Below are 19,154 nucleotides of genomic sequence, written 5' to 3'. Positions count from 1 at the left end.
TCTGGGTGCCTACATCGCCTTTCCCAGCAGAAATGGCAACTGGCGGGGTCCCCGCACCGTGCCCTGCGACCAGGTCACGGTCCCGGCAGGATCGAGCCGGAAGTCCGGAATCCGCTTCAGCCATTCCTCGAGAGCTACCTGCATCTCCATTCGCGCCAGATTGGAACCGACGCAGCGGTGGATGCCGAGACCGAAGGCGGCATGGCGGTTCTCCCGTCGGTCGATCACGACCTTGTCGGCGTCCGGAAACATTTTTGGATCGCGGTTCGCAGCCGGGAAGGACAGCAGCACCATGTTGCCCGCCTTGACCGGGCAACCCGAAATCGTGGTCTCCTTGACCACCTCGCGCGCCATCGTCACCGGCGAATAAGCCCGCAGCAGCTCCTCGACCGCGTTGGGGATCAGACCCGGCTCGGCGATCAGGCGCTCGCGGTCGGCGGGCGTCCGGGCCAGATGCCAGAGCGAGGAGCCGATCGCGCTCCAGGTGGTGTCGATGCCGGCGATCAGGAGCAGCCGCAGCGAGCCCAGCACGTGCGACTCTTCCAGCGGCTGGCCTTCCTTGTCCCTGGCATTCATCAGATAGGAGATGAGGTCGTCAGTCGGTTTCGTCTTGCGCTTCTCGATATGGTCCCGGAAATAGGCGCTCATCTCCTGCACCGCCTGGAGCAGCTTGGTCTCGTCCTTGATGCCGAGCTCCAGGATCATGTGGATCCAGTTGATGAAGAGATCGCTGTCGCTCTCGGGAATGCCGAGCATGTGCGCGATCGCCCGAACCGGGATGTATTTGGCGTAGCGCGCGGCCGCGTCGACCTTGCCGTCGGCGATGAAGCCGTCGATCAGCTCGTTGCAGATCGCGCGCATCCGCGGTTCGAGCTTCTTCATCGCATCCGGCGTGAAGGGCGGCAGCAACAATTGCTTGGCCGGCTTGTGCACGGGCGGGTCGGACGTGATCGGCGGGGCCGCGTTTCTGGCGACCTCGGGCCGGACGTCGCGGACGATGATTCGGCGCGAGGAAAAATGCTCGGTGTCGTTGGCGATCTCGCGCACGGCCTCATAGGTCGTCGGCATGTAGCAGCCGAGAAAGCGCTCGGTGTGCACGACCGGGCTCGCAGCGCGCAGCTCCTCCCAGATCGGGAAGGGATCCTCAGTCCATTGCGGATCGGTATGGTCGAAGTCGTTGACCCAGTCGATCACGGGCGGATGAGCGGCGGCGGGCTGGCTGACGTCGGACATGGCAAAAAATCCCTCGAATATCCCTTGAATTTCCTTGGGGCTCGTGTTCGCTGAAGGCACGCAAGGCGCTGCGCGGGCAGGGCCGCGCTACTCTTCGATCACATCGATCGCGATTTCCGGGCAATTGGATTTGGCAAGCCAGGCCTTGTCTTCGAGTCCCGACGGAACCGTGCCGTCTCCGGCCTCGTGGGCATTGCCGTATTCGTCGAGCTCGAACAGCTCCGGGGCCAGCGCCTTGCAGCGTGCGTGTCCCTGGCACTTGTCGGGATCGACGTGAACTCTCAGTCGTTTGGCCATTGCGGCTCCCTCGGTCGTATGCGCGTGGCCCGAAGGGCGGCGCGTTCCTCTTGTCAATATTGTCTGCGGCATTTGCCGCTTGTTCTAAGTTATATGCTATTACATTCGCGACAGGCTTCCCCTGTCAAGCGCAAACTTATAGGCTTCGCGGTAGCATGCGGTCACATCTCGCCCGTAAACCCGGGAACACCTACCACCATGGCGATCTCCGAGACGCCCTGATCAAGGCCGCGCTGCGCGATGCGGAGCAGGGCGGGGCAGAGGCGATCAGCATCAAGGCGCTGGCAAGACAGCTTGGCGTCTCGCAACCGGCGCCCTACCGCCATTTTGCTGACCGCGAGGCCTTGCTGACGGCGGTGACGGCAGAGGCGTTTCGGCAGTTCAGCGCGATGCTGCGCGAAACCATGACGAAGCCCTCAAGGCAATCGAAATTGTCTCGGCTGGCGCAGGCCACCCTCGACTTCGGTCTCCGTCGCAATGGTGTCTACCGTCTGATGTTCGCGTCCCGCACCGTCTCGTGCGCCGCCAAGGGCAGCGAGCTGCACGAGGCCACCCGGGAGACGTTTGCGCTCGTGATCGAAGCGCTGGAGGCGCCTGCGGTCGGCTATTTGCGCGAGCGTCAGGCCCTCAAGATCTGGGCGGCGCTGCACGGCGTGGTGATGCTCGCCGAGCAGGGCCTGTTCACCGGCGAGGCCGCACATGCCACACGCGAGGAACTGGTTGAGGATTTCGTGAACGAGACCAAGGCCGCGCTCGCGGTCGCGATCAAGGACGCGCGGCGGCAGAAAAAGGTCGGAGCCTAGGCTTTCGGTTTCAGCAGCCCCATCAGTTTTTCAACCGCGCTGTCCGGTGTCGTCACAACGGGGCGGCCGGTGGCCTCCGCGACCATCGGCGCCGTCGCTGCGATGCTGAATTGGGCCAGCGCGATGACGTCGCAGTTGCGCAAATCCTTTGACGCTTCGACAATCAGGCGGTCATGCGTGGCCCGATCGCCGCGGTCGAGTGCGGCCAGCGCACCTTCTGCAAGTTTCGGCACGATCTGGACGGAGGCCGGAAACTCCGGCGGCATCGAGACCAGCGTCGGCGGGAAGGTGGAGAGCAGGCCGATCTTCTTGCCCATCGTCACCGCGCGCTCGATCATCGCCTCGTTCGGCTTGAGCACCGGCATCGGTGCGTGAGCCTGTGCGACGGCCTCGATGCAAGGGCCGAAGGCAGAGCAGGTGAACAGAATGGCGTTCGCGCCGGTCGCCGCTGCATAATCGCTGAGTGCGAGGAAGCGCTCGGTCATGGCCTCGTTGAGCGCGCCGTCGCGTGCCAGATCTGCCGACAAGCTGTCGTCGAGCAGGTTCATCAGCCGCGCGTCGGGCCACGCCGCCGCGAAAGCCGCCTCGATCGGGGCGATGGAATGCTTGAGGGCGTGGATCAGGGCGATGCGAGGGGGTGTCGTCATTGAAGGTAACTACCTAGTCTCGTGCCCCGGACGCAGCGCAGCACGAAGTGATGCGCTGCTGAGCCGGGGCCCATTCTTTTGGAGCGCCAGAAGCCGTGGCTTCCTGGGTCCCGGCTCAGCGCAGCGGCGTTGCACGCCGCAGCGCGTCCGGGACACGGGAGACGTTTACTTGAACGGCACCGCGTACATCAAGCCGCCCTTGCTCCAGAGGCCGTTGAGGCCGCGCTCGAGCTTGAGCGGGCTTGCCTTGCCGACATTGCGCTCAAAGATCTCGCCGTAATTGCCGGTGGCCTTGAGAGCCGTCACCAGCCATTTGTTGTCGAGCCCAAGCCGCGAGCCGAGATCGCCGGAGGCACCTAACAGGCGCTGGATCGCCGGCGTCTGCGACTTCGTCATCTCGTCGACATTGGCCTGGGTGACGCCGAGCTCCTCGGCCTCGATCAGGCCGTAATGCAGCCAGGTGATGATGTCGCTCCAGATTTCGTCGCCGTTGCGGGTGAAGGGGCCGAGCGGCTCCTTGCTGATGGTCTGCGGCAGCACGACGTAATCGGCCGGGTTCGGTGCCGCGGTCGTCACGGCGCCCGCGAGCGCAGAGGCGTCCTGGGTCATGGCATCGCAGCGGCCGCCGAAGAAGGTCTGGTACATGGTGTCGACGCGGTCGAATACCAGCGGCCTCCAATCGATGCCGTTGGCGCGGCCGTAATCGCCGAGCGTGACTTCATGCGTGGTGCCCTGCGCCACGCAAACGGTGGCTCCCTTGAGATCCTTCAGCTCCTTCACGCCGAGGTCCTTCTTCACGACAAAGCCCTGGCCGTCGTAGAAGTTGATCGGACCCTGCCGCAGCCCCAGCGTGACGCCGCGCAAATATGTCTGGGTCGAGTTGCGGTAGAGCACATCGATCTCGCCCGACTGAAGCGCCGTGAATCGGTTTTGCGCCGTCAGCGAGACGTAGCGCACCTTGTTGGGATCCCCTAACACGCCGGCCGCGAGCGCGCGGCAATAGTCGACGTCGAGGCCCTTGTAATTGCCCTGCGAGTCCGGCGCAGAGAAGCCGGCAAAGCCGGCACTGACGCCGCACACCAGCGTGCCGCGGCTCTTGACCGTGTCGAGCGTCGCGGCTTGCGCGACCACCGCCGACGCCGCGAGCACGCCCGCTGCGATAACCATTGTCCTCGTCATGCTACTCTCCCCTCAGTGATTGAAACTACGCAACACGTTGTCGACGGCCGTGCCGAGCTTGTCGACGATCTGATCGATCTCGTCCGCGGAGACGATATAGGGTGGCGCCAGCAGCACGTGGTCGCCGCGGACGCCATCCACGGTGCCGCCGCCGGGATAGCAGCCGAGCCCGTTGGCGAAGGCTTCCGCCTTGATCTTTTGATTGAGTTTGAGCGCCGGATCGAACGAAGCACGGCTGGCGCGATCGGCGACGAGCTCGATCGCCCAGAACAGCCCTCGGCCCCTGATGTCGCCGACATGTCGGTGATTGCCGAAGCGCTCGACCAGCCGCTGCTCGAGCTGCTTGCCGCGCAGCTTGATTTGCTCGAGCAGATTGTCCTCCCGGATCACGTCCTGCACCGCGAGCGCCGCCGCGCAGGCGAGGGGGTGTGCGAGATAAGTGTGGCCGTGCTGGAACGCGCCGGAGCCTGAGCGAATCGTGTCGATGATCTTGCCGCTGGCGAGCATCGCACCGATCGGCTGGTAGCCGCCGCCGAGACCCTTTGCGATGGCCTGGATATCGGGCGCGATGCCTTCCTGCTCCCAGGCGTGCGTGGTGCCGGTGCGGCCCATGCCGCTCATGACCTCGTCGAGGATGAGGAGTGCGCCATGCCGGTCGCAGATCTCGCGCACGGCCTTGAAGTAGCCGTCCGGCGCAGTGACTGCGCCGGCAGTGGCGCCGACGACCGGCTCGGCGAGGAATGCCGCGACCGTATTCGGACCGAGCCGCTGAAACTCGGCTTCGAGTTCGCCGGCGAGACGTGCCACGAATTGCGTATCGGATTCACCGTCGTGCTTCTCGTGATAGGCGAAAGCCGGCGTCACATGGCTAAAGGCCGCCGAGAGCAGCGGAGCGTAGGGCGCGCGCCGCCAGGCATTGCCGCCCGCAGCGAGCGCGCCGAGCGTGTTGCCGTGATAGCTCTGCCGCCGTGCAATGAAATGCTGTCGCTGCGGCTCGCCGCGCTCGATGAAATATTGTCGCGCGAGCTTGATGCTGGCCTCGATTGCCTCCGATCCGCCGCTGACGAAATAGGCATAGGCGAGGCCGCCGGGCTCGTGCCCGACCAGCGTTTCGGCAAGCCGCTCCGCCGGCTCGGAGGAGAAGAAAGCGGTGTGGGCATAGGCGAGCGTCGAGGCCTGCTTCGCCATCGCCGCGATCACGCGCGGATGCTGGTGCCCGAGGCAGGAGACGGCTGCGCCGCCGGAGGCGTCGATCACGCGGCGGCCGTCCTCGGCAAAGAGATAGACACCCTCGCCGCCGATTGCCTTCGGTGGCGTCTCACGCAACGAGCGATGTAGCACGCGGCTGGTGCGGGTGCTCATGGGTCAACCTTTCTCCGAGACGTAGGTGGAGGCTGCGGCGAGCCGGGCCTCGGTATCCTGAAGGCGCTTCTTGGCAGCCGCGCCGCCGAGCGAGAACGTCACCGCGGCCAGCGACTGGGCGATCGCGAGCGCGCCGGTCAGACTCGGGAAGAAGCCCGGCGAGGACGCCGCTTCGAACAGCAGGACGTGGTCGGCGCCCTCGGCCATCGGTGCGGCGACGCTATCCGCGATCGCGATCAGCGTCGCGCCGGCGCGATAAGCGGCCTGGGCGACGCGGACGCTCGCATTTGTATAGGGCATGAAGCCGATCACGATCACGGCCTCGCCCGGGCGGAACGCGCCGAGATCGAGATCGTCAGGGCCGGAGCTGCCGACGATCTGCACCTGCTCGGGCCGGAACAGCCGCAGCTCGTAGTTCAGCAATTCCGCGACGCTCCGGCAGCTGCGATAGCCCGTGATCCAGATCCGCTTGGCCTCGTGCAGCGCGCGGGCTGCCTCCGCGATCGTTTGCGCCGAGATGCGCGGCAGGCCCGCAGCCTCAGCCTCGAGCTTGTCGGTGATAAGCGCAACATCGGCGTTTGGACCGTGACGTCGGTTCTTGGCGCGGCCGGAGAACGGTGAGGTCTGCGACGGGCGTCGTGCCTCGGTCAGCGCGGCGCGCAATTCATCCCAGCCGGAATAGCCGATGGCTTTGGCAAGCCGTGTGAACGCGGCAGGGTCGGCGCCGGCTTCCGCGGCGAGATCGCGCATCGAGCGCGTCGTGGCGTCGTAGTCGTTGGCTGCGACAAAACGCCCGACCTCCTGCAAGCGCAGGGGGAGCGATGGCAATGCAATGCGCAGTTCGCTCAACGGCGAGGATTTCGCTGATACGGCCATGAAACATTTGTTGCACGGTTCTTGGATTGGTGCAACAGTTGACGCGCGCCGCCGGAAATCGCTGTTTCAGGAAGGATTTTTGTGCCGTGACCTCGGATGATCCCAGGCCGCCGCCGAGCCGCAGCCTTTTCGGCGCGCTCGGACCGAACGAATTGAAGGGCCTGTTCTGGCAGGTGCTGGTGGTCGGCATCGCCGTCGCGGTCGTGGTCTTCCTGTGGTCCAACACCGTCACCAACCTCTCGGCCCGCCGCATCACCACCGGCTTTGCCTTTCTCGGCCGAGAGGCCGGCATGCCGATCGCCGACAGCCTGCTCGCCTACAATCCTGGAGATAGCTACCTCTGGGCTTTCGTCGTCGGCATCGCCAATACGCTGCGCGTTGCCGTGATCGGCATCATGCTGGCCACCATCATGGGCACGCTGATCGGCATCTCGCGGCTGTCGGCGAATTGGCTGCTGTCGCGGCTTGCCGCCGTCTATGTCGAAGTCCTGCGCGACGTCCCGCTGCTGCTTCAATTGCTGTTCTGGTACGTGCTGATGCAGGCGCTGCCGGCCGCGCGGGCTGCGTGGCGACCGGTCGAGGGGGTGTTCCTCTCCAATCGTGGCCTCATCCTGCCGGCCATTCCGCTCGGCTCGCCGCAGCTTTGGGTGCTCGGCACGGCCGCTCTTGGCTGCGTCGCGTTCTATCTCATTCAGCGTTGGCTGGTGGCGCAGCAGATGCGTGATGGCAAGCCGCGGCCGGCCTGGCCGTTTGCGCTTGGTTTGATTGTCGTGCTTCCGGCGGCGGTGTCGCTGTTGCTCGGCGTATCCTGGACCATCGAATGGCCGCAGCTGCGTGGCTTCAACTTCGTCGGAGGGCTGACGCTCGCGCCGGAATATTTCGCGCTGCTGATTGCGCTCGTGACCTACACCTCGGCCTTCATCGCCGAGATCGTGCGCAGCGGCATCCAGTCGGTGCCGCGCGGCCAGTGGGATGCGGCCAGTGCGCTGGGCCTGCGCCGCAGCTTCATGCTGCGGCAGATCATCCTGCCACAGGCGCTGCGCGTGATCGTGCCGCCGATGACGAGCCAGTATCTCAATTTGACCAAGAATTCCTCGCTCGCGGTCGCGATCGGCTACCAGGACGTGGTCTCGGTCGCCAACACCACGTTGAACCAGACCGGGCAGGCGATCGAGGCGATTTCGCTGATCATGGCGGTCTTCCTCACGATCAGCCTTGGCATCAGCTTCTTCATGAACTGGTACAATTCGCGCATCGCGCTGGCGGAGCGGTGAGCATGACCGCGATCACCGACATGCCCGACCTGCCGCGCGCTGCCCGCCGTCCGCAAATCGGCAACCCGGTGCTGCGCTGGCTGCGCACCAATCTGTTCTCCTCGATCCCCAACAGCATCCTTACAGTCGTCCTGCTGGCGGTGCTGGCGAAAGGCGTAATCAGCTTCGTGCAATGGGGCATTGCCAACGCGGTCTGGCTCACGCCGGCCAATGATTCCAGCGCCTGCAAGGCGGTGCGCGGCCTAGGTGCCTGCTGGGCGATCATTCCTGAAAAGTACCGCTTCATCCTGTTCGGCACTTACCCGTTCGACGAGCAGTGGCGGCCGGCACTGTCGGTCGCGCTGTTCATTGCGCTGTACTATCTGTCCACCCGCCGTGCGCTATGGCGGCGCGAGCTCGCCTTGCTCTGGATTGGTGCGCTGGCGCTGATCAGCGCGCTGATGTGGGGCGGTGTGTTCGGGCTGTCCTTCGTTTCACAGGACCGCTGGGGCGGATTGCCGGTGACGCTGATCCTGGCCACGTTCGGATTGGCGTTCGGTTTTCCGCTCGGCATTTTGGTGGCGCTCGGCCGACGCTCGAAGCTGCCGGCGATCCGTTCGTTGAGCGTGCTCTATGTCGAGCTGATCCGCGGCGTGCCGCTGGTCAGCCTGCTGTTCATGGCGAGCGTGATGTTTCCGCTGTTCATGCCCAGCGGATTCAACATCGACAAGCTGCTACGCGCGCAGATCGCGATCATCCTGTTCGCCGGTGCTTATTTGGCCGAAGTGATCCGCGGCGGTCTTCAGGCCGTACCGCGCGGCCAATACGAGGCCGCCGACGCGCTGGGGCTGTCCTATTGGCGCAAGCACCGGCTGATCGTGCTGCCGCAGGCGATCCGCCACGTCATCCCGCCGCTGGTCAACACCTTCATCGCCTTCTTCAAGGACACCAGCCTGGTGCTGATCATCGGCATCTTCGACCTGCTCACCACGGCCAAGACCGCGATCATCGATCCGGCCTGGCAGCAGTTTTCGGTCGAGGTCTATATCTTCGTTGCCGCAATTTATTTCGTCTTCTGCTTCGCGATGTCGCGCTACAGCCGGAGCCTGGAGGCCACGAGCGGAAGGTGAGGTTTGTGTCCCGGACAAGGTGCAGCGCGTAAGTGCTGCGCCGCAGAGCCGGGACCCAGAAGTTGCGCGGGAGGTCCCGGAGAGATGGGCCCCGGCTCTGCAGCGCATTCGCCGAAGAGGCGCTGCGTCCGGGGCACAGGAGCCGTTACTTCTTCACCCTGGGGTCAATCGGCGTCTGTCCGCGGAGCCCCAGAATATCCTCCAGCACCCTCGCGCCCGCGATCACCTGTGCATCCGCGCGCGGTGCGCCGACCACCTGCACGCCGACCGGCAGGCCCGAGGCGGTGAAGCCGCAGGGCAGGGACAGCGACGGGCAGCAGGCGAGCGTGATGGCGTAGACGATGCCGAGCCATTCGACGTAGTTCTCGAATGTCTTGCCCGCACATTCCGCGACATAGCGGTGCTCGATCGGGAAGGGGGGCACGATCGTGGTCGGCGTTAGCAGCAGATCATAGGTCTCGAAGAACTCGATCGCGCGCGCGGTCATGCCGACGCGCTGCGCTTCGGCACGCGCGAGCTGGTCGACGGTGAGCTTGAGGCCCTCTTCGATGTTCCAGATCACCTCGGGCTTGAGCAGGTCGCGCTTGGTGCGCAGCAGATTGGCCTTGGTGATCGCGAAGTCGAAGGCGCGCAGCACGTGGAAGCATTCATGCGCCTCGCGCCAGTCCGGATGCGCCTCCTCGACGATGGCGCCGGCCTCGGCAAAGCGCTCGGCGGCCTTGCGCGTGATTGCCTTCACTTCGGGATCGACAGGTGTGATGCCGAGATTGGGCGAATAGGCGATGCGCTTTGGCCTCTTGCCTGATTTTGCCGCGGATAGGAACGAGGTCGCGGGCGCCGGCAGCGACAGCGGATCATCCGCATAATCGCCGCTCATGGCATCCAACAGCAATGCGAGATCCTCGACATTGCGGGCCATCGGGCCGACGACGCCGAGATTGCGATCAATGCTTGATTTAGGCGTATGCGCGACGCGGCCGATGCTCGGCCGCATGCCGACGACGCCGCAGAAGGCCGCGGGGCTGCGCAACGAGCCGCCCATGTCGGAGCCCTGCGCGAGCCAGGCCATGCCGGTCGCAAGTGCGGCCGCGGCGCCTCCGGAGGAGCCAGCCGCTGACTTCGATGTGTCCCAAGGATTGAGTGTCGCGCCGAACACTTCGTTGAAGGTGTTGGCACCGGCGCCGAATTCCGGCGTGTTGGACTTGGCGTAGACGACCGCGCCATTGGCTTCGAGGTTCTCGACCATGAGGTCGGACGTGGCGGGAACGTTGTCTTTGAAGATCAGCGAGCCCTGGGTGTTCAGCACGCCCGCGACATCGGTGAGATCCTTGATCGGCACCGGCAGGCCTGCGAGCAGCCCGCGTGCGCCGGCGGGCTTCTGCATCAGCGCCTTCGCGTGCGTCCGCGCGCGGTCGAAGCATAGCGTCGGCAGTGCGTTGACTTTGCCGTCGACCTCCTTGACGCGCTGCTCCACCACTTCAAGCAGTTCGAGTGGAGAGACGTCGCCGGAGCGCAGCTTGTCGACGACAGCACAGGCGGTTTCGCGGATCAACTCTTGAGACAACTATTCTACTCCTGACTTACTCTTCGCTCGCAACGACGGAAACAGACTTAACCCCAACCGGCGCTGATACCGCCGTCCACCGTGTAGATCACGCCGGACGTATAGCCCGCACGGTCCGACGCCAGGAACGCCATGAGGTCGCCGATCTCGCGCGCATGCGCGGGGCGGCCGAGCGGCAGGCCTTTCTGGAATTCCTTGTAACGGTTCTCGTCGCCGAACTGGTGCTGCGCCCGCGTCTTCAGCAGCGTGACGTGACGGTCGGTGCCGACGGGGCCAGGATTGATGCCGACCACGCGGATATTATCGGCGAGGCTCTTGCCGCCGAGCGCGCGGGTGAAGGCCATCAGCGCGGCATTGCCGGCGCTGCCGCAGATGTAATTTGCGTCGAACTTCTCGCCGGCAGCACCGATGTCGTTGACGATGACGCCACCGCCCTTGGCCTTCATCTGCGCGTAGACCTGCCGCGTCAGGTTGATATAGCCGAACACCTTCAAATCCCAGGCGTGGCGCCAAGTGGCCTCGTCGATCTTGTCGATCGAGCCGCCAGGGATATCGCCGGCATTGTTGACGAGCACGTCGATATCGGCGGCTTCCCTGGCGAGCCGCGCGAGGTCCTCGGCCTTGCGCAGATCCACGACACTCGTCGCGGCATCGATCTGATGCGCTGAACGCAGGCGGTCGGCCAGCGCCTTGAGCTGATCGCCGCTGCGGGCAGCCAGCAGGAGGTTCGCGCCTTCCTCGGCGAACGCCTCGGCGGCGGCTGCGCCAATGCCCTTGGACGCGCCTGTGATCAGGACGCGCTTGCCACGCAGATGCAGATCCATGTGAAGTACTCGCGGGTGAGGAACCAGGATGAAATCAGTAGGCGGTCGGCCGCGCCACGGTCAACATTGCAGTGCAGCGTTGCACTGCCGGTGAGTTTGGTCCATTGCAGTGCGGTCAAAAAGACGGCGGCTGCCGGACCAACCAGGGACGTTCTCGATGAGCAAGAAACAATACCGGATCGCAGTCATTCCCGGCGACGGCATCGGCAAGGAAGTGATGCCGGAAGGCCTGCGGGTGATGGAGGCAGCCGCGAAGAAGCACGGGATCTCCCTGCATTTCGACCATTTCGACTTCTCGTCCTGGGACTATTACGAGAAGCACGGCCAGATGATGCCTGATGACTGGAAGGACAAGATCGGCAAGCACGACGCGATCTATTTCGGTGCCGTCGGCTGGCCGGCAAAAATTCCGGATCACGTGTCGCTGTGGGGCTCGCTGATCAAATTTCGCCGCGAGTTTGATCAGTATGTGAACCTCCGCCCCGTGCGTCTGATGCCCGGCGTGCCGTCGCCGTTGGCGAACCGCAAGCCCGGCGATATCGATTTCTGGGTGGTGCGCGAAAACACCGAAGGTGAATATTCCTCCGTCGGCGGCCGCATGTTCCCCGATACCGACCGCGAGTTCGTCACGCAGCAGACGGTGATGACCCGCACCGGCGTCGACCGCATCCTGAAGTTCGCCTTCGAGCTAGCGCAGTCGCGGCCGAAGAAGCATCTGACCTCGGCGACCAAGTCGAACGGCATCTCCATCACCATGCCCTATTGGGACGAGCGCGTGGAGGCGATGGCCAAGAAGTTCCCGGGCGTGAAGTGGGACAAGTACCACATCGACATTCTCACCGCGAACTTCGTGCTGCATCCCGACTGGTTCGACGTCGTGGTCGGCTCCAACCTGTTCGGTGACATCCTCTCCGATCTCGGCCCGGCCTGCACCGGCACCATCGGCATCGCACCGTCAGGCAACATCAATCCCGAGGGCGATTTCCCCTCCGTGTTCGAGCCTGTGCACGGCTCGGCGCCCGACATTGCGGGGCAGGGCATCGCCAATCCGATCGGCATGATCTGGTCGGGCGCGATGATGCTCGAGCATCTCGGCGAGAAGGAAGCCGGCAAGTCGATCGTCGAGGCGATCGAGCGTACGCTCGCCGAGCGCACGCTGCGGACGAAGGATCTCGGCGGCAATGCGGACACCACGGCCTGCGGCAAGGCGGTTGCGGATATGGTGGACTAAGCGACGCTAACACACACCCGGCGCCGTCCCAGCTTAAGGGGACGACGCGGTGATGCTGTAGCCCATCAGCCTGCGATTGTCTCGATCGCCCCCGGATCCATCCCGAACTTCTTCCCGGCCTCCAGAATCTCCTGCCAAGTGGTCGGGTCGACTTGAATGCCTTCAGCGAGCCGCTTCTTCTTGGTCTCGCGTTCGGGCTCGCCGGCGATCTTCACTTTCTCGACGCCGGGGCCGGGCGGCGAGCCGGTGTGCCAGGCCACAAAACTCTCGACTTCGCTCGCGAGGTTCTCGCCGGTGCCGAGCTTGCCCGGATCGATGACGATCGACAGCATGCCGTTGAGGACGTTGTACTTGCCGTCGGACGGACCCTTGACGACCTGTCCGCCGGAAAGGGCGCCGCCGAGGATTTCGCACACCAGCGCGAGCCCCGAGCCCTTGTGCTCGCCGAACGGCAGGATGGCGCCGTATGGCGGGATCACGGTGTAGCGCGGGTTGACGGTCGGCTTGCCTTCATTGTCTATGATGGTGCCGGGCTCAAGCTCGACGCCCTTGTTGTGGGCGACGCGGGTCTTGCCCTGCGCGATCCGGCTGGTGGCGAAGTCGAGCACGATCGGGTCCTTGCCCCGGCGCGGGATGCCGACGCAGAACGGGTTGGTGCCGTGGCGCGCGTCGCTGCCGCCCCAGGGCGCAACGATCGGGCGCGAGATCACGTTGACGAAGTGGATCGAGACCAGGCCGTGGTCGATGCACTGCTCGGCCCAGTGGCCGATGCGGCCGATGTGGTGTGCGTTGGAGAGGCCGACGAGACACACACCGTTCTTCTTGGCGCGCTCGGCCGCCAGCTCCATCGCTTCATAGCCGATGACCTGGCCGTAGCCGGTGAGGCCGTCGAGGGTCAGAAGGGGACCGGTGTCGAGTACGGTCTTGACGTGCGCGTTCACGGCAAGGCCGCCATTGACGACGCTCTGGACATAGCGCGGGATCATGCCGACGCCGTGGGAGTCATGTCCCCTAAGATTAGCCTCGACGAGGTTGGTGGACACGAGCTCTGCCTCGCGGTCCGAGGAGCCACCCGCCTTGACGATGGCGCGGATGGCGTTGGTGAGCGGCTCTGCCTTGATGGTGCGAGTGTCGGCCATTGTTGTTGCTCTTGTCCTCTTACGATCTGGCGGGGCGCGTAGGGTGGGTTAGGCGAAGCCGTAACCCACCTCTTCTGTCTCCGCGGAAATAGTCAGTGGTGGGTTACGAATTCACGATCCGGCGGCAGTGAACCCACGCCGCCTCAATCAGGTTCTCGCTGGCTTCGGGCGTGCGGAAAGCAGAATGCGCCGACAGCGTCACGTTTGGAATCTTGGTCAGCGGATGGTCCGCCGGCAGCGGCTCGATGTTGAAGACGTCGAGGCCGGCGTGACGGATATGGCCCGATTTCAGCGCGTCGATCATCGCTTGCTCGTCGACGATGGCGGCGCGGGCGGTGTTCACGAAGATAACGCCCGGCTTCATCTTCGCGATTGTCTCCCGCGTGATCATGCCGCGCGTCTCGTCATTGAGCAGCAGATGCAGCGACACGACGTCGCTCCGCGCCAGCAGCGTGTCGAGATCGGTGAACTCGACCCCCGGATGGCTCTTTGGTGAGCGGTTCCAGGCAATCACCTTCATGCCGCTGCCAAATGCGATGCGCGCGACCTCGGCGGCGATGCCGCCGAAGCCGATCAAGCCCAGCGTCTTGCCGGTGAGCTGCATGCCGTCTTCGCGCAACCAGTTTCCGGCGCGCATCTCGCGGTCCATCATGGCGATGACGCGGGCCGAGGACCACATCAGCGCGATTGCTGACTCCGCCACCGCCGTGTCGCCATAGCCCTTGATCAGATGCACGGAGATGCCGAGCTCGGCGAGCTCCTCCGGGTTCATGTAGCTGCGTGCGCCGGTGCCGAGGAACACGACGTGCTTGAGGCCCGTGCACTTCTTCGCGACTTCGGTCGGTAGCGCCGTATGATCGACGATGGCGATCTCGGCGCCGTCGAGGATCTCAGGATATTGCTCGGGCGTGATATCGGGATCCCTGTGGATCCACACCTTGGGGTCGCCGGGCTTCTCCAGCCGCTCCATGATCACGGCAAGCGCCTCATTGGCGTCGACGAAAACTCCGCGCATGTCTGTCTCCGATCAGGACGCGAGGCCGGCGATGGCCAGCACGGTGTGCATCAGCACGTTGGTGCCCGCGGCGCAGTCGGGTTGCGTCGCGTCTTCCAGCTCGTTGTGGCTGATGCCGTCCTTGCAGGGCACGAACACCATGGCGGCTGGTATGATTGTGTTGAGGTTGCAGGCATCGTGGCCAGCGCCGGAGGTGATGCGGCGCGAGGAATAGCCGAGCGTCTTGGCCGCATTCTCGACGGCGGCGATCAGCTTGGGATCGAAATGTGTCGGCGGCTTGCGCCAGACGAGGTCAATTTTCACATCGACCTTGCGACGCGCGGCGATCTCGGCAATCGCGCCGCGCAGATCGCGATCGAGCGCATCCATGATCGCGCCATCGGCGCTGCGACAATCCATGGTGAATGCGATCTCGCCGGGAATGACGTTGCGCGAGGGGTTGGCGATCACGGCCTCGCCGATGGTGCCGACCGCGTTCGGCCCGTGCTTCTTCGCGATGGCCTCCATCGCCAGCACGATCTCGGAGAGCGTCGCCAGCGCGTCGCGCCGCAGCGGCATCGGGGTCGAGCCTGCATGGCTCTCGAAGCCGGAAATCTTGCCGTCGTACCAGAGCACGCCCTGGCCGGAATCGACCACGCCGATGGTCTTGCCCTCGGCTTCGAGGATCGGGCCCTGCTCGATGTGGAGTTCGACAAAGCAGCCGAGCTTCTGGAAGCCGACGGGCTTGTCGCCGCGATAGCCGATGCTGTCGAGCGCCTGGCCGACGGTAGTGCCGTCGATGTCCTTGCGCGAGAGGATGTCGTCGGTGGTGAAATCGCCGACATAGGCTGCGGAGGCCATCATCGCCGGCGCGAAGCGCGAGCCCTCCTCGTTGGTCCAGTTGACGATGCAGATCGGTGCCTCGGTCTCGATGCCGGCATCGTTCAGCGTGCGGATCACTTCGAGCGCGCCGAGCGTTCCCAGAATGCCGTCATACTTGCCGCCGGTCGGCTGGGTGTCGAGATGCGAGCCGATGCCGACGGGCAGCTTCGACATGTCGCGACCCTTGCGCAGGCCGAATTGCGAGCCGAGCGCATCGGTGTGCACCTCAAGCCCCGCGCCCTCACAAGCCTTTCGGAACCAGTCGCGCACTTGCTTGTCTTCGCTGCTGAGCGTCAGCCGCCGCACACCGCCTTTGGCCGTCCCGCCGAACTGCGCGGTCTCATGGATGGAGCCCCAGAGGCGGGCGGAATCGATTTGCAGGTTGGTCGCGGCTCGGCTCATGCGTCAGTCTCTCGTTGGTCCGGCGCCTTTTTCAATGACGCGCCAGCGCGGGCGCGTCAACCGCGAGGCTGCTCTGCGCAATCTGACATGCAAGCTCGGCGACGCGCTGCACCGCCACGACGTCGGGCGAGGCGAGCCAGCTTGCTGTGAAGGTCAGCGGTGCGATCTCGAGGTCGGTGTCGAGCAATTGCAGCCGACCGTCAGCGAGCTCGTTCTCGACGATGGCATCGGGGATCACGGCGATGCCGAGGCCTTCCACCGCCATGTGGATCACGGTGGCAAGCGAGGCAGAGGCATGCAGGCGGATTGGCGGCAGCTCCGGCCGGTCAAAGACCTCGCGAACAACTTCATAGGGCCTGGTCTTGCGCGGGAAGGTGATGATCGGAAAACGCGCGATATCTGCCGGGGTTACCGGGCCGTGGCCGAGCCCGAGTGAGGGGCTTGCGAGAAAGCCGATCGGATAGTCGGCGAGCTTGCGGTTGTGCACGCCTGAAGCGGAGAGCGGTCCGACCACGAAGGCGAGCTCGATCTCCTGTGCGAGCAGGCGCGCGGTGAGGTTCGGCGTGATGTCGACCTCGATCTCCAGCGACAGGTTCGGATAGATTTCGTTGACGCTCTTCACCAGCCGCGGCAGCCAAGTGTGCACAATGGTTTCGGCGACGCCAAGCCGCATCACGCCGCGCATCGCCGAGCGGTCGCCGATCTCGGCCATCATCTGAGCGCGCAAGCCGATCAGCTTTTCCGCATAGACCATCATCTGGCGGCCGCTTGGGGTGGGCGAGGCCACACGATGGTCACGATTCAGCAACTTTACGCCCATCTCGCGCTCGAGCTGGGCGATGCGCTGGGAGATCGCAGGCTGGGTCGTATTGAGCCGTGCTGCGGCGCCGCGGAAGCTGCCGAGCTTCACAACCCAGAGGAAGGTTTCGATCGACCTGAAGTCCAGCATTGGAAAGATTTTCCAGTTCGATAAATAGAATTTATCGATCTTGATTAGAAAGGAAGATTAGACTTTATAGCACGCTTGGTGTTGGCTGTCTTTGTCGAGTTTATAGGCAGGTCGATCGCATGACTGTTTTGGTGGCAGCGCAGCAAACTGAAACACCCGACACGCTCCCGAGCCGCCAGGCGCGGCTCGCCTATCGCGCTGGCCAGGTCGGTTCGACCGCGGGGGTCGCCCCCGGCTTCGTCCAGGGCAATCTGGCGATCCTGCCGGCCGAATACGCCGGCGCTTTCCACCGCTTCTGCCAGCTCAATCCGAAACCGTGCCCGATCATCGGCATGTCCGACGTCGGCAGTCCCCACATTCCCGCGCTCGGCGCCGATCTCGACATCCGCACTGACGTGCCGCGCTATCGCGTCTGGCGCGATGGTGAAGTGGTCGACGAGCCGACTGACGTCACCAGCTACTGGCGCGACGACCTCGTGACCTTCGTGCTGGGCTGCTCGTTCTCGTTCGAGGAGGCGTTGCTCGACGAGGGCATGCCGATCCGCCATATTGAAGAGAATGTGCGCGTGCCGATGTACCGCACCAATATCGCTTGCGGTGAGGCCGGTCCGTTCGCGGGACCTATGGTGGTGTCGATGCGCCCGTTCAAGCCGGCCGATGCGATCCGTGCGGTGCAGATCACCTCGCGTTATCCCGCCGTGCACGGCGCGCCCGTGCATCTCGGCCATCCGCATCTGATCGGCATCAAGGACATTGCCAAGCCGGACTATGGTGATCCCGTACCAGTCGCCGATGACGAGATCCCGGTGTTCTGGGCCTGCGGCGTGACGCCGCAATCGGTGATCAACGCCGCCAAGGTCCCATTCGCGATCACGCATTCGCCCGGCTTGATGCTGGTGACGGATCTGAAGAACAGGAACATGGCCGTGATTTAGTAGGCAGCGTTTGCTGCTTCTTCGGGCTTTACGCAGTTTGTCAATCGTTTCATTCGATACGCGCGAATAACAGGGGACTTTGCCAATGACGATCACTCGCCGCGACGTTCTGCTCGGAGCCACCGCCGCTGCCGCGCTGCTGCCGCTAGCCGCACGCGCACAGACTTCCGAGGTGGTAATCGGCGCGACCTATCCCCTGTCGGGCGCCGGTGCCCAGGTGGGTGTCGATGCGCAGCGCGCGTTCGAGACCGCAATCGACATCATCAACAATGATCAGGACTTCGACCTTCCGCTGGCAAAGGGCGTCGGCTTGCCCGGTCTTGGTGGTGCCAAGATCCGCATGGTGTATGCCGACCATCAGGGCGACCCGCAAAAGGGTCGGGCCGAAGCCGAGCGATTGATCACCCAGGAAAAGGTCTGCGCCGTGCTCGGCTCCTATCAGAGCGCTGTCGCGGTCACGGTCAGCCAGATCTGCGAGCGTTACCAGATCCCGTTCCTGTCGGCGGACAATTCCTCGCCCAGCCTGCATCGCCGCGGACTGAAGTATTATTTCCGCGCTTCGCCGCATGACGAGATGTTCTCGGCCGCGATGTTCGATTTCCTCGACGCGATGAAGAAGAAGGGGGTCAAGGCGGATACGCTGGCGCTGTTCCACGAAGACACGATCTTCGGCACCGATTCCGCCAATGCCCAGACCAAGCTCGCAACCGAGCGTGGCTACAAGATCGTCTCCGACATCAAGTATCGCGCCAACTCGCCGTCCTTGTCCGCCGAAGTCCAGCAGCTCAAGGCCGCCAATGCCGACGTGCTGCTGCCCTCGAGCTACACCACGGACGGCATCCTGCTGGTCAAGACCATGGCCGAGCTCGGCTACAAGCCGAACGCGATCCTGGCCCAGGCGGCCGGTTTCTCCGAGAAGGCGCTTTACGACGCCGTCGGCGACAAGCTCGAAGGCGCGATCACGCGCGGCAGCTTCTCGCTCGATCTCGCCGCCAAGCGGCCGATGGTCGGCAAGATCAACGATCTGTTCAAGGCGAAGTCGGGCAAGGACCTCAACGACAACACCTCGCGGCAGTTCATGGCGATGATCGTGATCGCGGACGCCATCAACCGCGCCAAGTCGACCGACGGCGAGAAGATCCGCGACGCGATGGCCGCAACCGACATTCCGGGCGAGCAGACCATCATGCCCTGGAAGCGGGTCAAGTTCGACGACATGGGCCAGAACAACGACGCCGATCCGGTGCTGCTGCAATATATCGGCGGCAAGTTCGTCACCATCTTCCCGTCGCAGGCGGCGGTGGCCGAGGCTGTCTGGCCGATGAAGTGAGGATGGAGCCGGGAGCTCGGTCGGCTCCCGATCCTGATTCTGCAGAGTAAGGCGAAGCCCGCGTCGCGAAAGACGAAGGCGGGCTCGTTCTTTGCGATGCGTGTTCGATGATGCCCCTCGGGCT

At 64.3% G+C, this 19,154-nt stretch carries 18 protein-coding genes; 6 read left to right on the top strand and 12 right to left on the bottom strand.

Annotated features, from left to right (window positions below; genetic code table 11):
• Window positions 1-9: 9 nt before the first annotated feature.
• Together M2427_RS05920 and M2427_RS05915 are read right to left on the bottom strand one after the other, a co-directional pair.
• The gene (locus M2427_RS05920) at window positions 10-1,233 is read right to left on the bottom strand and encodes a cytochrome P450 (protein ID WP_280705271.1); all 1,224 of its coding nucleotides are present in this window, start codon (window positions 1,231-1,233) and stop codon (window positions 10-12) included.
• Between the two features lie 87 nt (window positions 1,234-1,320).
• Window positions 1,321-1,530 (bottom strand): ferredoxin, encoded by a 210-nt coding sequence (locus tag M2427_RS05915; RefSeq protein ID WP_280705270.1) that lies wholly within the window; start codon window positions 1,528-1,530, stop codon window positions 1,321-1,323.
• A gap of 155 nt (window positions 1,531-1,685) precedes the next feature.
• Here M2427_RS05915 and M2427_RS05910 point away from each other — a divergent pair, with 155 nt between their 5' ends.
• Complete coding sequence (locus M2427_RS05910; RefSeq protein ID WP_280705269.1) at window positions 1,686-2,333, top strand: TetR/AcrR family transcriptional regulator; 648 nt, start codon at window positions 1,686-1,688, stop codon at window positions 2,331-2,333.
• Here the strand turns inward: M2427_RS05910 and M2427_RS05905 are convergent.
• From M2427_RS05905 to M2427_RS05890, 4 genes are all read right to left on the bottom strand, one after another.
• Window positions 2,330-2,980 (bottom strand): aspartate/glutamate racemase family protein, encoded by a 651-nt coding sequence (locus tag M2427_RS05905; RefSeq protein WP_280705268.1) that lies wholly within the window; start codon window positions 2,978-2,980, stop codon window positions 2,330-2,332. The two genes, M2427_RS05910 and M2427_RS05905, sit on opposite strands and share 4 nt — an antisense overlap.
• A gap of 165 nt (window positions 2,981-3,145) precedes the next feature.
• Window positions 3,146-4,159: an amino acid ABC transporter substrate-binding protein gene (locus M2427_RS05900; RefSeq protein ID WP_280705267.1), complete on the bottom strand. Its 1,014-nt coding sequence runs from the start codon at window positions 4,157-4,159 to the stop codon at window positions 3,146-3,148.
• 12 nt (window positions 4,160-4,171) lie between these two features.
• Complete coding sequence (locus M2427_RS05895) at window positions 4,172-5,521, bottom strand: aspartate aminotransferase family protein (protein ID WP_280705266.1); 1,350 nt, start codon at window positions 5,519-5,521, stop codon at window positions 4,172-4,174.
• Between the two features lie 3 nt (window positions 5,522-5,524).
• Window positions 5,525-6,397 (bottom strand): MurR/RpiR family transcriptional regulator, encoded by an 873-nt coding sequence (locus tag M2427_RS05890; RefSeq protein WP_280705265.1) that lies wholly within the window; start codon window positions 6,395-6,397, stop codon window positions 5,525-5,527.
• Between the two features lie 86 nt (window positions 6,398-6,483).
• On the opposite strand from M2427_RS05890, the gene M2427_RS05885 reads away from it, so the two are divergent.
• Together M2427_RS05885 and M2427_RS05880 are read left to right on the top strand one after the other, a co-directional pair.
• Window positions 6,484-7,671, top strand: coding sequence for an ABC transporter permease subunit (locus tag M2427_RS05885; RefSeq protein ID WP_280705264.1), 1,188 nt, complete (start codon window positions 6,484-6,486; stop codon window positions 7,669-7,671).
• A 2-nt stretch (window positions 7,672-7,673) separates the two neighbouring features.
• Window positions 7,674-8,780 carry an amino acid ABC transporter permease gene (locus M2427_RS05880; RefSeq protein ID WP_280705263.1) on the top strand — a complete coding sequence of 369 codons (1,107 nt, stop codon included), beginning with the start codon at window positions 7,674-7,676 and terminating at the stop codon, window positions 8,778-8,780.
• 145 nt (window positions 8,781-8,925) lie between these two features.
• Here M2427_RS05880 and M2427_RS05875 read toward each other — a convergent pair whose 3' ends face one another.
• Window positions 8,926-10,344, bottom strand: coding sequence for an amidase family protein (locus M2427_RS05875; RefSeq protein WP_280705262.1), 1,419 nt, complete (start codon window positions 10,342-10,344; stop codon window positions 8,926-8,928).
• Between the two features lie 47 nt (window positions 10,345-10,391).
• A complete protein-coding gene (locus tag M2427_RS05870) occupies window positions 10,392-11,168 on the bottom strand; it encodes an SDR family oxidoreductase (RefSeq protein ID WP_280705261.1) in 777 nt (258 codons plus the stop codon).
• Window positions 11,169-11,325: 157 nt separating this feature from the next.
• Here M2427_RS05870 and M2427_RS05865 point away from each other — a divergent pair, with 157 nt between their 5' ends.
• A complete protein-coding gene (locus M2427_RS05865) occupies window positions 11,326-12,399 on the top strand; it encodes a tartrate dehydrogenase (RefSeq protein ID WP_280705260.1) in 1,074 nt (357 codons plus the stop codon).
• 65 nt (window positions 12,400-12,464) lie between these two features.
• On the opposite strand, the gene M2427_RS05860 is transcribed toward M2427_RS05865, so the two are convergent.
• From M2427_RS05860 to M2427_RS05845, 4 genes are all read right to left on the bottom strand, one after another.
• Complete coding sequence (locus M2427_RS05860) at window positions 12,465-13,538, bottom strand: malate/lactate/ureidoglycolate dehydrogenase (protein WP_280705259.1); 1,074 nt, start codon at window positions 13,536-13,538, stop codon at window positions 12,465-12,467.
• 103 nt (window positions 13,539-13,641) lie between these two features.
• Window positions 13,642-14,553, bottom strand: coding sequence for an NAD(P)-dependent oxidoreductase (locus M2427_RS05855; RefSeq protein WP_280705258.1), 912 nt, complete (start codon window positions 14,551-14,553; stop codon window positions 13,642-13,644).
• 12 nt (window positions 14,554-14,565) lie between these two features.
• Entirely contained in the window at window positions 14,566-15,816 is a 1,251-nt protein-coding gene (locus M2427_RS05850; RefSeq protein ID WP_280705257.1) for a Zn-dependent hydrolase, read from the bottom strand.
• Between the two features lie 31 nt (window positions 15,817-15,847).
• On the bottom strand, window positions 15,848-16,765 hold the full coding sequence (locus M2427_RS05845) for a LysR family transcriptional regulator (protein ID WP_280705256.1): 918 nt from the start codon (window positions 16,763-16,765) through the stop codon (window positions 15,848-15,850).
• A gap of 119 nt (window positions 16,766-16,884) precedes the next feature.
• Between M2427_RS05845 and M2427_RS05840 the strand changes: the two genes are divergently transcribed.
• Window positions 16,885-17,700, top strand: a complete 816-nt coding sequence (locus M2427_RS05840; protein WP_280705255.1) for a putative hydro-lyase — start codon at window positions 16,885-16,887, stop codon at window positions 17,698-17,700.
• Between the two features lie 85 nt (window positions 17,701-17,785).
• Window positions 17,786-19,030: an ABC transporter substrate-binding protein gene (locus M2427_RS05835; protein ID WP_280705254.1), complete on the top strand. Its 1,245-nt coding sequence runs from the start codon at window positions 17,786-17,788 to the stop codon at window positions 19,028-19,030.
• Window positions 19,031-19,154: the final 124 nt, after the last annotated feature.

The organism is Bradyrhizobium sp. BR13661 (assembly GCF_029892425.1).
Classification (GTDB): Bacteria; Pseudomonadota; Alphaproteobacteria; order Rhizobiales; family Xanthobacteraceae; genus Bradyrhizobium.
The sequence above is the reverse complement of the archived record's forward strand: the minus strand, read 5'-3'. Positions and strand labels throughout refer to the sequence as shown.